At 43.4% G+C, this 13,769-nt stretch carries 20 protein-coding genes; 14 read left to right on the top strand and 6 right to left on the bottom strand.

The window, feature by feature from the left end:
- Positions 1-52 precede the first annotated feature (52 nt).
- From VRK_RS12415 to VRK_RS12400, 4 genes are all read right to left on the bottom strand, one after another.
- The gene (locus VRK_RS12415; RefSeq protein ID WP_077336499.1) at positions 53-745 is read right to left on the bottom strand and encodes a FadR/GntR family transcriptional regulator; all 693 of its coding nucleotides are present in this window, start codon (positions 743-745) and stop codon (positions 53-55) included.
- 23 nt (positions 746-768) lie between these two features.
- The gene (gene manD / locus VRK_RS12410) at positions 769-1,977 is read right to left on the bottom strand and encodes a D-mannonate dehydratase ManD (RefSeq protein WP_059121650.1); all 1,209 of its coding nucleotides are present in this window, start codon (positions 1,975-1,977) and stop codon (positions 769-771) included.
- A 332-nt stretch (positions 1,978-2,309) separates the two neighbouring features.
- Complete coding sequence (locus tag VRK_RS12405; RefSeq protein WP_059121649.1) at positions 2,310-2,792, bottom strand: ankyrin repeat domain-containing protein; 483 nt, start codon at positions 2,790-2,792, stop codon at positions 2,310-2,312.
- Positions 2,793-2,953: 161 nt separating this feature from the next.
- On the bottom strand, positions 2,954-4,468 hold the full coding sequence (locus tag VRK_RS12400; protein WP_059121648.1) for a catalase KatE1: 1,515 nt from the start codon (positions 4,466-4,468) through the stop codon (positions 2,954-2,956).
- Positions 4,469-4,950: 482 nt separating this feature from the next.
- On the opposite strand from VRK_RS12400, the gene VRK_RS12390 reads away from it, so the two are divergent.
- The 11 genes from VRK_RS12390 to VRK_RS12340 all read left to right on the top strand — a co-directional run bounded on the left by VRK_RS12390 (position 4,951) and on the right by VRK_RS12340 (position 9,498).
- Complete coding sequence (locus tag VRK_RS12390) at positions 4,951-6,129, top strand: AraC family transcriptional regulator (RefSeq protein WP_059121646.1); 1,179 nt, start codon at positions 4,951-4,953, stop codon at positions 6,127-6,129.
- A 113-nt stretch (positions 6,130-6,242) separates the two neighbouring features.
- Positions 6,243-6,449 carry a RebB family R body protein gene (locus VRK_RS12385; protein WP_021019356.1) on the top strand — a complete coding sequence of 69 codons (207 nt, stop codon included), beginning with the start codon at positions 6,243-6,245 and terminating at the stop codon, positions 6,447-6,449.
- A 51-nt stretch (positions 6,450-6,500) separates the two neighbouring features.
- A complete protein-coding gene (locus tag VRK_RS12380; RefSeq protein WP_059121645.1) occupies positions 6,501-6,770 on the top strand; it encodes a RebB family R body protein in 270 nt (89 codons plus the stop codon).
- A gap of 23 nt (positions 6,771-6,793) precedes the next feature.
- Positions 6,794-7,054 (top strand): RebB family R body protein, encoded by a 261-nt coding sequence (locus VRK_RS12375; RefSeq protein WP_021019358.1) that lies wholly within the window; start codon positions 6,794-6,796, stop codon positions 7,052-7,054.
- A gap of 90 nt (positions 7,055-7,144) precedes the next feature.
- On the top strand, positions 7,145-7,405 hold the full coding sequence (locus VRK_RS12370) for a RebB family R body protein (RefSeq protein WP_021019359.1): 261 nt from the start codon (positions 7,145-7,147) through the stop codon (positions 7,403-7,405).
- Between the two features lie 59 nt (positions 7,406-7,464).
- A complete protein-coding gene (locus tag VRK_RS12365; RefSeq protein WP_059121644.1) occupies positions 7,465-7,758 on the top strand; it encodes a RebB family R body protein in 294 nt (97 codons plus the stop codon).
- A gap of 141 nt (positions 7,759-7,899) precedes the next feature.
- Entirely contained in the window at positions 7,900-8,334 is a 435-nt protein-coding gene (locus VRK_RS12360; RefSeq protein WP_231735769.1) for a RebB family R body protein, read from the top strand.
- Positions 8,331-8,591 carry a hypothetical protein gene (locus tag VRK_RS12355; RefSeq protein ID WP_059121643.1) on the top strand — a complete coding sequence of 87 codons (261 nt, stop codon included), beginning with the start codon at positions 8,331-8,333 and terminating at the stop codon, positions 8,589-8,591. The genes VRK_RS12360 and VRK_RS12355 overlap by 4 nt, the downstream gene beginning before the upstream one ends.
- A gap of 11 nt (positions 8,592-8,602) precedes the next feature.
- Positions 8,603-8,869, top strand: a complete 267-nt coding sequence (locus tag VRK_RS12350) for a RebB family R body protein (RefSeq protein ID WP_059121642.1) — start codon at positions 8,603-8,605, stop codon at positions 8,867-8,869.
- A gap of 55 nt (positions 8,870-8,924) precedes the next feature.
- Positions 8,925-9,164 carry a RebB family R body protein gene (locus tag VRK_RS12345; protein ID WP_231735768.1) on the top strand — a complete coding sequence of 80 codons (240 nt, stop codon included), beginning with the start codon at positions 8,925-8,927 and terminating at the stop codon, positions 9,162-9,164.
- 67 nt (positions 9,165-9,231) lie between these two features.
- Positions 9,232-9,498 (top strand): hypothetical protein, encoded by a 267-nt coding sequence (locus VRK_RS12340; protein ID WP_059121641.1) that lies wholly within the window; start codon positions 9,232-9,234, stop codon positions 9,496-9,498.
- Positions 9,499-9,538: 40 nt separating this feature from the next.
- Here the strand turns inward: VRK_RS12340 and VRK_RS12335 are convergent, their stop codons facing one another.
- The gene (locus tag VRK_RS12335; protein WP_059121640.1) at positions 9,539-10,144 is read right to left on the bottom strand and encodes a hypothetical protein; all 606 of its coding nucleotides are present in this window, start codon (positions 10,142-10,144) and stop codon (positions 9,539-9,541) included.
- Between the two features lie 352 nt (positions 10,145-10,496).
- On the opposite strand from VRK_RS12335, the gene VRK_RS12330 reads away from it, so the two are divergent.
- The 3 genes from VRK_RS12330 (at position 10,497) to VRK_RS12320 (ending at position 13,173) form a co-directional block, all read left to right on the top strand.
- Positions 10,497-11,645 carry an NAD(P)-dependent oxidoreductase gene (locus VRK_RS12330; RefSeq protein ID WP_059121639.1) on the top strand — a complete coding sequence of 383 codons (1,149 nt, stop codon included), beginning with the start codon at positions 10,497-10,499 and terminating at the stop codon, positions 11,643-11,645.
- Positions 11,642-12,289, top strand: a complete 648-nt coding sequence (locus VRK_RS12325; RefSeq protein ID WP_082671375.1) for an HD domain-containing protein — start codon at positions 11,642-11,644, stop codon at positions 12,287-12,289. Before VRK_RS12330 ends, VRK_RS12325 begins: the two co-directional genes overlap by 4 nt.
- 236 nt (positions 12,290-12,525) lie before the next feature.
- The gene (locus tag VRK_RS12320; RefSeq protein ID WP_059122759.1) at positions 12,526-13,173 is read left to right on the top strand and encodes a MarC family protein; all 648 of its coding nucleotides are present in this window, start codon (positions 12,526-12,528) and stop codon (positions 13,171-13,173) included.
- Between the two features lie 177 nt (positions 13,174-13,350).
- Here VRK_RS12320 and VRK_RS12315 read toward each other — a convergent pair whose 3' ends face one another.
- Positions 13,351-13,734 (bottom strand): hypothetical protein, encoded by a 384-nt coding sequence (locus VRK_RS12315; protein ID WP_157371907.1) that lies wholly within the window; start codon positions 13,732-13,734, stop codon positions 13,351-13,353.
- Between the last annotated feature and the right edge of the window lie 35 nt (positions 13,735-13,769).

The raw sequence follows: 13,769 nt of genomic DNA, 5'->3' as shown, positions 1-13,769 counted from the left end.
TAACTTTATGTTTTTAATAACTTGATGTTCGTTATTAACTTGATGTTTGTTATTAACTAAGAGCAGTAATGACATTATTAATATGATTTAACACTGCCTGCTCTGCTTGCTGTGGATCTTTATTCTTTATGGCTGCAAATATTCTTGTATGGTCTCCTATCCAATAACCGTCTGCTGCCGGTTCTGAAGCCAGCTTATCCATTCTTTTACGTGTTTCGTTGTTTAAATGGGTTGAGAAAATTTCTTTTTGAATTTGCGATAACATCGCATTTCGACAAGCTCTGGCGATACAGTTATGAAATTGACAATCCGCATCGATACTGGTCGCTTTACGAAGTTCTCTGTCGCTAATAAATTGAGAACTTTTCATCAACATTAAATAATTTTCTAATTCGTTGAGTTCATCTTCAGTGATTCGTATGGCTGCAAGCGCTGCTATCTGGGGCTCAATCACTTTTCTGGTTTCAAGCACTTCACTGATCGATAAAACACTGTCTGCTAATGAACCGATATGGATACCGGTAAAATCATCTTTTTTAAGAATCACGCCGGAACCGGAAATGATTTCAGCGATACCATGTATTTCCAGAACGACCATCGCTTCACGGACATTCGTTCTGCTAACCCCGAGCTCTTCAACAAGTTTACGTTCTGCCGGTAGTCTGTCTCCCTGAACATAGACACCATTTTGAATTTGGTTGAGGAGGTAATTCACCACCTTCATATATGATTTTTCTGGACTCATTTTTTAAAAGCCTTTTTGACCGGTTACCAGTTCCACAGTGTACCATCCTCCAGTCGGTTCACTGGTAAATATGCCGGTTTATACGGGTATTGGGTGGCCAGTTGTTCATTAAAATCAACGCCATGACCGGCGGTCTCTCCACAATGCATATAACCATTGTCAAAGTGGTAATCATTGGGAAATACGTCATTGACGATCGCTTCGTGGGGCATATGTTCCTGAATGCCGAAGTTCGGAACCCAGGTATCAAAATGAAGTGCACAGCCCATCGTAATTGGTGATAAATCCGTGGCACCATGAAAACCAGTCCGGACGTGATATAAAGATGCTAAATCTGCGATTCGACGCAGATGGGTTATCCCTCCGGCATGGACTATCGTTGTTCGTATATAATCAATGAGTTGATTCTCTATCAGTGTTTTACAGTCCCAAATGGAGTTAAAAACCTCACCCACAGCAAGTGGAGCCGTTGTTCGTGAGCGAATAAGGCGGAACGAATCCTGATTCTCGGCCGGGACCATATCCTCCAGCCAGAATGGTCGATATTTTTCAAGTATTTTCCCGACTTGCGCCGCTTCATTTGGCGTGAGTCGATGATGGACGTCATGCAGGAGATCAAGGTCATAACCGAACTCTTCACGTATCGCAGCAAATACATTTTCAATGTGGTTGATATATTTCGTGGTGCTCCACACCTGTTCTTCGGGAAGCGATGCGTTAGCGGGCTCGTATTTGATCCCTTTTTCGGTGACGCCATAGGTTTTTTTGATCCCCGGAATACCGGATTGAATTCTGATTGCCGAATATCCGAGTTGCTGGGCTTGGCGAACTTCATCGATTAAATGGTCGATGTTGGTTCCATTTGCGTGTGCGTAAACTCGAACGCTGTCACGGCTTTTTCCTCCGAGTAATTGGTATAGAGGCATATTGGCTTTCTTCGCTTTGATATCCCACAGTGCGACATCAACTGCTGCAATTGCAGTCATTGTGATTGAACCTCTGCGCCAATAGACCCCCCGATATAAATACTGCCAAATATCTTCAATGCGGCTGGCATCCTTACCGATTAATAAGGGCACAATATGCTCTTCAAGATAACTTGCCACAGCAAGTTCACGACCATTCAGCGTTGCATCACCGATCCCATATATGCCTTCTTCTGTTTCTATTTTTAGGGTGACAAAATTTCGACTAGGACTGCATACAAATACTTTCGCACTGACAATTTTCATGATTCCTCCCGATTATGGTTGCCATTTTTTCACTAATTGGTTTCCATTAGTGTGATGAAGTGCTTAAAAAAACAACTCTTCATGATGAGTGGATGATTTATTTTATGAAGGTTATTGATAATACATTGATATATAATGGCTTTTATATTGGTGGGGGAGGAGGCGTATTTGCTTATTGTGATCTATGTTAAATATTTGTATTGATATGCAGTATTTTTTTGGTTGCAGAATAATATTAATTTGGCAACCATTTTGGTGGTGTTCATTGTCGTGAAATTGTCGTGAAAAAGTGAGGCAGAATGAGAGGTCAGAAAGCACCCGGTGAAGGCGCTCTATTGATGTAATACTTCAGGGATACCGCCTTGGGTATACTTCTTTGCGAATTCTTCCAGTGTCAGGCCGGCATGGTTGCGGATATGGGGATCACAGTCTGCTTGGTAAAGCTGTCTGGCAATCTGAAACTCACCTTTGATGATGGCACCCATAATCGCTGTATTGCCCCGTTTATCCTGAATACATGCGTTGGCACCGCGTTGCAGTAATAGCGCTGTTGCTGCTTGCTGCCCGTTGTAGGCGGCGACCATCAGGGCGGTATAGCTTTGCGGATTGCGCTGATTAATCGGAAAACCCGCATCCAAAAAGGTGTTGAGCACCTCGGTTTCACCAATTCGTGCCGCAGCAAAAAACAGACGAATTAGTTCATCGCCGGTTGTGGTCCTCTGTGGGGATGACGTGGGTAGCGGTGTGGTCTGCAAGCCAGCGGCAAAACACCAGCAGGGTATCAACAGTAAACAAAGCGTGAATCGTTGTTTCATCTTTCACCTCATTTGTGATGCAAAATCGGATGATTGCTCGGGCATCTTGGCTACTTTGTGTGTGACAAACTACTTATGCCATGATGTTGTCAGGGGATGGCTCACGAGACAGCTGCTTATTCGGGCAGAAAAGAGCTATGGTGTCTCGTGAGCCAAATTAATTACATCTGAGTCAGTTTGATCACGTCAGCGAGTTTGGCATCCACCGCTTGCGTCAACCGCTTGCCATAATCCTGATCGGCGCGGTAGAAGTAACTCAGCATGGTATTTTTGATGTTCTGATCATTGACCTTACTGAGGTCGGCTGCGAGATTGGTAATCAGATCTTGCTGATCCTGATTACTCAGGCTCCGATAAAACACGCCGGCCTGATAGAAATTACGTGGCTGACTGATTGGGGCTTGCTGAAGCGTGCCGTTGAGTTTGGTATTTAGCGCACGATATTGCGTATCTTCAGACCAATTGAGTTTTGAGCTCGGTTCGTAGTTCACATCTAAGTCAGTTTGACCGATATTCGTGGCACCATCTTGATTATGGTTGCGAACCTGAACGAGTGGTCGGTTGATCGGTAGTTGTGCGACGTTTGCACCAACGCGATAGAGCTGTGTATCGGCATAGGCGAACAGGCGACCTTGTAAAAGTCGATCTTCAGACGGTTCAATTCCCGGAATGAGGTTCGAAGGCGCAAAAGCGGCTTGTTCGGTTTCCTGAAAGAAGTTATCCGGCACGCGGTTCAGCGTCATGGTTCCGACTTTGGTTTCCGGCACGCCAAGCCACTCTTTAGTGGCATCCAGTCCGTTATAGTCGAGCTTGAACAGCGCTTCAGGCGTGAGGGTCTGGACATACAAATCCCACTTCGGATAATGACCGGCATTGATCTGCTGATACAGATCATTGGTCAGATGATTGAAATCCTTTCCCTGAACCTCAACCACTTCCTGAGGACGCAGCCCTTTGATGCCCTGTTGGCTTTTCCAGTGAAACTTAATGTATTTCACATCGCCTTGCGCATTAATCCACTTATAAGCATGAACCCCAAACCCATCCATCATACGATAGCTTGCCGGTGTGCCCAGATTGGAATAAACCCAAGTCAACATATTGGTCGATCCCGGCTCATGGCTAAAGAAGTCAAAGAAACGGTTGGGATCCTGAACATTGGTGATCGGAGACGGTTTCAGAGAATGGACCATATCGGCAAATTTGATCGCATCGCGAATAAAGAAAATGGGTAAGTTATTGCCGACCAGATCCCAGTTGCCTTGATCGGTATAAAATTTAGTCGCAAATCCGCGCGGATCCCGGAGTGTCTCTGGTGAGCCTTTCGGATGGATAACCGTCGAAAAACGGACAAACACCGGTGTCTTTTTACCGGCTGCGGTAAATGGTGCAGCGGTTGTCAGCGCACTGAAATCACCACTGGAGACAAACTCACCATGAGCCCCTGTACCACGGGCGTGAACCACACGCTCGGGAATACGCTCTCTGGCAAAGCGTTGTAATTTTTGGATCAGGTGAACATCTTGCAGTAATACACTGCCTCTGCTGCCTGCTGTCAGAGAATTTTGATTATCACCAACCGGAGCACCATTGTCCCGGGTTAGCGTCTGAGCCTGACTTGTTAGTGTCAATCCCAGTCCTATTGTTATGATTAAAAAGCCTTTTGACGTTCGCATGATGATTTCCTTCATGTATGACAAAAGCCCTTTTCTGCCCAAGACCGAGTATACACTTATGAAAGTTTATGAATAAAACGAATATTAACGATTAATCTGATAGGAAAAAGCGATTAAAAATATGATGTATTCGAGGTGTTATTGCATTTGTTACATCAAAAGCAACATTACTTTTCACTCAATATCATAAAGGGAATGTTGTAGCGTTGACTTGAAAATCGGGATACGTTCGGAAAGATAAAATTGATAATTTTATCTTTAATGGTGAGTGGGATAAATGATGAAACACCGATCATTATTTTGATAAAAATACTAATATATTTAAATATTATTCCTGATAATAAATAGCGAAAAACCGTGATGTATATAAACATTATCAACATCATTTAGACCGTAAAGATCATTGTAAATTCCAATATTAACCAAATTGTCCCGTTTAGCATAAAACGTTGGCGTCAATGGTAAATAAAAGGAATTAAACAATGATAAACAAGACAAACTACTTATACGATTCATCTGCGTCGCGTGACTCTGAGGCTTTCAATCACAGTAAAGATCTTTTCTATCCTATTCTTGGTGATTCGAATTTGATGAAGCGGATTACACAACAAATTCGCTTTGCCTCAGAAGTCGATTTCCCAGTATTCATTTCGGGTGAGCCGGGTTGTGAAAAGAAAGATGTGGCATGTAATATTCACTATCACAGCTCTCGCTCCCGAGAGCCGTTCATCTGTGTTCCGGCGAATCTTCATAATGCTCAAACATATCGAGACTATCTGTGTCATTGTATTGAGCAAGTCGGGAAGGGCTCCATTTATCTGGAAGAGGTCGATAAATTAGAACCATCATTCAAAGACGAATTGATTTTCTTATTAACGCAGGATTCATTTCAGGAAGCATTAAGGAAAAATAAAATCCGCCTAATCGTCTCCTGTTCAGAACCTTTTTGTAGCTTACCTTCGGAACAACAGTTTATTGCAAAAATATTAGGTTCATCAGTGCCTCAGTTTAATTTTCATTTGCCGCCACTTCGAGAAAGAAAACAAGACATCGAACAGCACATTCAATTCATTTTGAGTCGATTTAATCGCTCTATTTTATTTTCTGATAATGCACTGGAACAACTGAAAAAATATGAGTGGCCCGGCAATATTAGCCAGTTGCAAAATATATTATTGTTAATTACTTCATTGGAGCAAACCGAAATCACTGCCGATGATTTGGTGCGCTTAGATCTTTGCCAAAAAGTAACCCCTAAAGTGGATTTGATCGAGCATTTACTCCGACATGATCAAACATTATGGACAAATATGCATCCTGCATTATCCAAAGCATTACTGTTTTTAAGTGAGCACTTCCACGAAGAGATCTCGCTGAGCCAAATTGCCGCAGCCAGTTATACCAGTGCCTCTCATTTATCATACTTGTTCCGGGAACATCTGGGCAGTTCATTCAAAACAATGTTGTGTCAGCTTCGTATCCGTGAAGCACAACGTCTGATTATGACCAACCCATTGATCAAGATTACCGATGTTTGCATGAGTGCCGGGTTTGGCGACCTCAGTCATTTTGAAAAAATGTTCAAGCGCTATGCCGGTTGTACGCCAAGAGAGTATCGGCAAGTTCAACGTCGGGAACACGACTATTTCGTTGCCCATTAGTCACCGCTTTATTGCCGGATAAGTCGTGATTATTCATCCGTTAAGCCAAGTTATCCAATTGAGTTACTTCTAATATGAAACTCAGTCACAGGATGGCGTCAGGAAGCCGGAAGATGGAAATTGATGTTCAGAAGTTGTTAAGTGAATTGACACCCAAGGTTTCACGAAACACGCAATTGAATCTGGTTGCAGCCTCGCTTGGCCGGGCCGCAGAAAATGCAACTCAGGTTCAGCAGCAGATACAGACAATAGTCGTAACCAACACAGCTCTGAGTTCGAGCCTGATTTACGCCATTGCACTGAAAAGTTCGTCATCCTGACCGGCTTTGAAAGATGAATCGTCATCTTTCATGACTAAGAGGAGCATATCTATGCCAGTAAATGATGCGGTTACCGATTCTGTAACCCAAGTCAACACGGAAGCCGTTGGCAGTACACCGGCAGCAGCGATTGGGAATCTGCTGATTTCCACCAGCCATGCCATGGGACTGACCGCGCACAGCAGTGTGAGTGCGAACCAGCAGGCAACTTTGGTCCACCAGACCTCGACAGTACAGGGAGTCAATTCACTGCTCAGTACCGGCAGCGCAATTGTTGGCCGGAGTGTTGAGCTGATTCTAGAACCTAGTAAGAAAAGCTAATTCAGTGAATGTAGGAGAATATTATGCCAGTGAATGAACAAATCACCGATTCAGTAACGCAGGTGAATACAAAAGTTGTCGGGGAAACTCCCGCGATGGCAATGGGCAACTTGCTGATGTCAACCAGCCATGCATTAAGTAATGCAGCGCACAATGCGACAGCGGCACAGCAACAGGCACAAATCACCATGCAAGCTGCCACCGTGCAGGGGGTCAACTCTTTGATGGCCATTGGTTCTTCCGTCATCGGACGGGGTGCTGAAGGCATCATTGAAAAAGGTTAACACCAGTTTGTGTTAACGCGTCCTGTCTGACATCCGAAGTGGCGTGAGCAGGACACCATTTCATTAATTAACTCGTAAAAGGAAATCACAATGCCAGTGAATGAACAGGTGACAGACTCGGTCACACAAGTCAATACAAAAGTCGTCGGTGAAACGCCAGCTATGGCAATGGGTAACTTACTGATGTCAACCGGTCAGGCCCTCGGCACGGCTGCTCACAATGCGACTGCTGCCCAGCAGCAAGCGCAAATTACGATGCAGGCCGCCACCGTGCAGGGCGTCAACTCCTTAATGTCCATCGGCGGTTCGGTGGTTGGCCGTAGCGCCGAAGGCATTATTGAGAAAGATTAATCAGTGCTTTCATTCCCTTTACCGGCTCGTCCGGTAAAGGGTCTTAAAAGGAGCATAAGATGAAAGATACCTTACGTCCTCCTGAGCCGGATCAAAGTGCATTTAACGCTGCATTTCAGTCGGTTGCTCAATCGACTGCACTGGCATTATCGGATGCGACAGACAATCTGCGTAACCTCAATACGCTTAGTACCACGGCTATTGGTACCGCACTGAGTCAGATGTTAGAAACCGGTGATTTAAAGTATGCCCATATCATTGAACAGGCCCAAAAAGTCGTGACCAGTGGTGCGGATAACTTTGGCGTCGTCGGGGAAAAAATTGCCACAGTGCTGTACGACTCTGACAAATAATCGCAGCGTCCGATACGACGAGCCCGTATTGAGGCGCAGTGAAAACAAGAGATGAGTGAGTGATCCTGATCCAATCCACACGATGATCTTTGATCGGCAGCAGCGGAAATCAGGATCATCAGCAACAATCAAGGAGTGACGATGATGCAAGAGCAGAATCCCCGCTATGAAAACGAATCGCGGCAAGAGTTGCCACAGCAGACGATTGAACATTTTAATACTTTGCAGGCCTATACGGCCCAGCCGACCAGCCTGTTAGAAACCACATTGGCAGATACATTAGGGCTGTCGATGTATAACGCAATCACCAGCCAGCAACAGTCACAAATGACAACCGCAGCGTCGGTGACCAATGCTTGTGCCCGGCTGCTGCAAACGCAGACCTCGGTTATGCCGGCATCTTCCCGAAAAGATTCGAATGCAGAGCCCGCTATTTTTGTCGATGGATCAGATCGTTTGTCTCCGGATGCGAATGACTCAGACTCGGTGACAGTGGATACCAAACAACCCAAGCGATTTAACTTATTCAGGTTTTTAAAACGGAATAAACAACAGCCGGAGGAAACAGAAGAATGAGTGAGCAACCATCGTCTACCAATATCGAGCAGCGGCTAAATCAGATTCAGCAAGCGACGGAAAACCAGATGCAAGAGATTCGGCACATGGTCCGCCAGAATCAGGATCAATTTAAGTCATTGGAGATGGACGAAAATATTCAAAAGGTTCATCAGGAAGTGAACCAGATGTTTGAAGACGTTCACACCCAGATCGAGCAGGAAATGCAAAAAATCAATCAGCAACTTCAGCAGGTATTGCCTGAGCAGCACGCATAAACGAGGAAATTATGTCTAAAAAAGTGAATGAACAAATTACAGATGCAATCACTCAGACCAATACGCAGGTACTGGCGAGTTCCCCAGCCAATGCGATGGGTAATCTCTATACTGCAATGAGTCTGGCGATGTCGAATCTCAACCATAATGCCACATCGGCACAGCAACAGGCCGGAATCACGATGCAATCTGCAACGGTGCAGGGGATCAACGCCCTAACGGCTATCGGCACGGCGGTTTTAGGCCGGGCTGCTGAAGATATTGTCGAAAAAGATTAATGGATGGGATTGGCCATCAGACAAGGGGCAAAGCCATTCAATTCAAGCGCTGTGAATGGCGAATCCCCCTTCAACCGGCGAAGACGATTTCATCCGCGGAGAATGTATCATGGCAAAGCAGGAAAATACCGATCTGGAGCAGGTCGATGAGATGATCAATCAACTGACGGAATCAGCTATGTCCGATACCATGGGCCTGCATATGCAAAATGCAGTCACGATTCAACAGGGGATGCAAGCTGTCAGTAATGCTGCAACATCCACCGCGTGCGCCCTGATCTTACAGCAAGGCTAGGCGATGACGAATGACGTCGCAGTTTGACACGCTATCTGAATTCAGCGCGATGCTTTGATGAGGAACCATGTCGAAAGGATCAACCACTGAAAAGGCCCAACAGTCCGTTGCACAGTCAACGGCAATTGCCGTTCAGGATGCTGTCGATAATCTCCGGAACCTCAATACCATCAGTACCACGGCCATTGGGGTGGCCCTGTCACAGTTGTTAGCCACCGGCGACGAAAAATATATCAAAGTGATTGAACAAGCCCAGCAAATTATGGAAAAAGGCACCGCTAATTTTTCTGAATTGGGGAATAAAGCGGCAGAAGTCGCGAAGAAATTTGATTGAAGCCGCACACATTATTTCAGTCGATGCGCATTGGTCTCACTCATGACTTCGGCATATAGGCCGCCAGAATCAGTCTCGGTTTGGCTTGCTTATCAATCTGACATAGCCGCGAAATCTGACCGCTCCCCTGACGCAGCGAATCTAAGGCATAGGTACAGCGTAACGGGTGATCAAATTCAGCCAGCAATGCTGCATCCCGGGTATCAAAAGCGCCCCACAACACACTGAGTAAACAGACCTGATCCCCTTGCAGATAGCGCTGAAAAGCCGTCACACGCGCCATATTCATGTGCATTTTCTGCCGTTCCCGGGCAAGGCGAAACTGTTGCTCATGGATGAAAAAAACTTCATACCAGACGGATTTCTGTGCCTGTCCGATGCTGAAATCAGCGTAAGACGCTGCCCGTTTATTGCAAATGTCAATCTGATCGTCCTTTTCCCGGTAATGGAGGTAACTTTCATGGTCAGCATAGCGTGGTGTATAGGCAAGCCGGGCATCCGACGTGTGTTGTAGCAGCGTTTGCCCCAGTTCGACCGTCAGCCAGGATTTGGCGAAGGCGCGGATTTCGGGATCGGCAAGATACTGATTGGCACGCTGAAAATCATAGTGTTCGGCAAAGAATCCGAGCAGTTGTTGGGCATTCATCGGTGCTCCTTACATGATGGATTGATCAGTGATGTTGTGGTGTACAGGGGAACTGTAAGTGATTGAGGAGGGCGGATCTCGGTGTTTTTTCTGAGTTCTTCAGATCCTCTCAACTGTTTGACTATGTAGGAGCATGGGTATCTTTAACGCTTAGTCTGTAGGATGCGTTGTAAGAAGTTTTGTTAGATTATTTATTGTGATTAAACGCGAGTAAGTGATAAATGAGAATATTTGTATACTCAAAGGTATTTTGGGAATGTAAAAGAAAAATGATATGAATCAAGTTGCAAATTATGTTTTCTTGGTAAGTTTTATGGCTAGAAAAATTTGATCATAAAGGAAAAATATAAATATGAAGGAAACTCATAGTCTATTGACTAGCAGCCCCATTAATAATAGATATTTATACCCTCTATCTTTAGAAGAAAACTTCTTTTTGAAACTTATTCATGAGTTAAATTTTAAAAATAATAACTTAATTATTGTATGTCATGCTATTAAAAGTCTAATCCCATATGTTTCTATATTATCTAAATATAATTTATTACAGAAGGTATTGGTAAAACCAAATTCTGTAGATGAATCTATCATTAGTTATTTAGAAGAAAATGAATATAATTTTGAAATATTAGAACGGAATGATTTTTCTACTAAGAGTAAGACTCTATCTAAAATAGATAATTTTACTGACGGTGAAAAATGTATACTACTTGATATTGGTGGGTATTTTTCTTCTATATTTGATGACGATTTAGAAGTTGATAATGTAATTGGTATTATAGAAGATACAGAAAATGGTCAGCAAAAATATGAAAGTAAGGACTTGTTAAATGTAAATATCCCATTGTTCTCTATTGCGAGGAGTTTTCCTAAAGAGACTGAAGATTGGTGGGTGGGTTTAGCCATTTTATTTTCAGCAGAAAAGCAATTGAGGACTTTAGGAAAAACATTTAATGGAAAGAAAATACTTGTCATAGGGTTTGGTAAAATAGGGCGGAGTATTGCACAAAGTTTACAAAAGTATGGATATTCTGTGACTGTATATGATAAGGATTCACGAAGGTTGGTTCATGCATCATGTTTGAATTTAAATATCATAAAAGATAGAGATGAATTTGGTCGGTTTAATGTTATTTTTTCTGCAACAGGTAATAAATCAATATCTGAGTCTGATTTTTCATTGTTTTTAAATCGGTGCTATTTTTTCTCAGTTACATCATCTGATGATGAGTTTGATATAGATTTTGATAAATTCAGATTAGTCAATGGGGCCTTCTTTTCTAGTAATGAAAATAGAAATATTTATTTTTGTAATAAAGGTAATGCTGTGAACTTTATTGATGGTGGAGAAATAGGTTATTTTGCGCATATGGTTCAAGGGGCTATTTTATGTGCGGCTCAAAGAATAGTAGATAAGGATTATAACCTAAATGTAATTAATGAGCTTGAAGGTAAAGATGAGATTTTATTATCAGATATATATTTGGAGACGTTTTTGTGAATAATGAACTAGAAATTAAGTTAGAGTCGATAGCTGCTCAGTCAATGAAAAAATCAGATCCTTCTCATGATATGATGCATGTAAATCGGGTGGTTAAAAATTGTAAATATCTGAGCCGCTTCTATCAGAATGTTGATATGGACGTTTTGATAACGGCAGCCTATTTACATGATGTCATCAGTTATCCTAAAAACAGTGACGAAAATAAAGATGCTTCGCGTCATGCAGCAGAATATGCAAGTCAATTGATACGTGAGATTCCAGACTTTCAGGAAGAAAAAGTCAATCAGTTGAAACATGTCATACAAGCTCACAGTTATTCTAGCCAGATTGAAGCAATGTCTATAGAAGCTCAAATTTTACAAGATGCTGATAGGCTAGACGCTTTAGGTGCGATTGGCATTGCCAGATGTTTTATTGTCGGTGGGAAATTTGCCTCTTCAATTAGTCACCCATCAGAGCCAAATCCGACCGTCCATCAACGACCTCTTGATGATAAAAATTACATCGTCGATCATTTTTACAAGAAGCTTTTGAAGTTGGAGCAAAAACTGAATACCGAGGCGGCAAAAGAAATTGCGAGAGCACGAGTGTTGTTTATGCAAGATTTTTTGACTCACCTGTATGAGGAGATGGCTATTTAGGAGATGTGACGACGAGCAAAAGCAACTTGGATGTAGGTATCATATTGCTGGAATTGATGAAGCCTGAGCGTCCCAAACAGCAGATACACAGTTTGTTTTCCCCAGCCTTCGGCTCCAAAATATGGTGATGTGTTAGCGATATATCTCGCTACAAAGTTGATGGATTGATAGACACGTCGCCATAAAACATGATAACTAATTCTTACTCAATCAGATAAAGCTGGCTCCTCCTTATGATGCACGATATCACGACCATGGCGATTACGGTTTTTATGGGATTTTTTGCCATGATGAATCCTATTGCGAATACCGCCGTATTTATCGGCCTGACTGCTAACCAAAATCAGCAACAGCGAAAAAATACGACCATTAAAGCCCTGATCACCGCCTTTATTATCATCACCGCATTCTGTCTGCTGGGAAAAGGTATTTTCGAAGTCTTTGGGATTACCTTGCCTGCATTAAGACTTTCTGGTGGCATTTTAGTCTTTATCGTCGGTTATAATATGTTACATGGTAGCGCGTCCAAGCTTCACTCTCACTCAGATACCACAGCAGATGACGACGACAGAGATATTGCAATTTCGCCTTTGGCTCTGCCGATTCTGGCTGGTCCGGGTACCATTGCTACCGCGATGAACTACTCAGCATCCGGACAAATACTGCATATTATTATCACGATAATTTCATTTGCTTTACTGTGCCTGATTACTTTCGTGTGCTTTTTGTATGGTGCCAAATTAGTTGAAAAAATAGGAGAAGCGGGAATTAGTATTACAACAAGATTGATGGGCCTGATTCTCACAATTATCGCTGCTCAAATGTTCATACAAGGTGTTCATGATGCGTATATACTTTTCCAGACTTCGAATATAGGGAGCTAATGCTTGGTATTATTTTTGCTTTTCGTTTAGAGGGATGTCGCATAATTCGCTGCCGCGTAGGCAGCTTAGAAACCGTCTGTCTTTCTCGGAGCAATCCAGCCACCGGCTTCTCGATTTGACGCACAATTGGTTTTTTCGATTTCAGAGGCATTGGCGTTCAGTGCGCCAGTTCATCTTTCAGAGATGAAAGACGAACCAGAAAATCTTTTTGTGTTTGACGGCGTCGCACGTTGTCCAGAACCGGCTTTTACGGGCGTCCTGCCCGGAAAAGCCTAACCATTCTCCCGGAATGGTTTTCTTAGTTGGGGAGTTGATTTGCGAGCAGTGAAACATTTTTAAAGCGAAGCCAAATTGATCGATGCTCTCAGGGTGAAAAATCCCGGATGGATTTTTCAGGATTGCCTGAGCAGGATGCGAATCAATCCGCCCCTGATTCGGTGCGCTGAACCCAAACCTCAGGCATTTTGGGGTACTTTTTCGGCCATGAAAAAGTACCTGGGGCGCAGTCGGTGATGTTGATGAAACCGAGGAAAGTGATTGCGCACCAAACACCTGCATCACAAGTTTTGTCCTTCCCAGCCACCGGTTCCCAAGTT

It is taken from the genome of Vibrio sp. MEBiC08052, from assembly GCF_001506075.1.
Taxonomy (GTDB): Bacteria; Pseudomonadota; Gammaproteobacteria; order Enterobacterales; family Vibrionaceae; genus Vibrio.
Note: the sequence above shows the minus strand (reverse complement) of the source record. Positions and strands in the feature narration are given on the sequence as shown.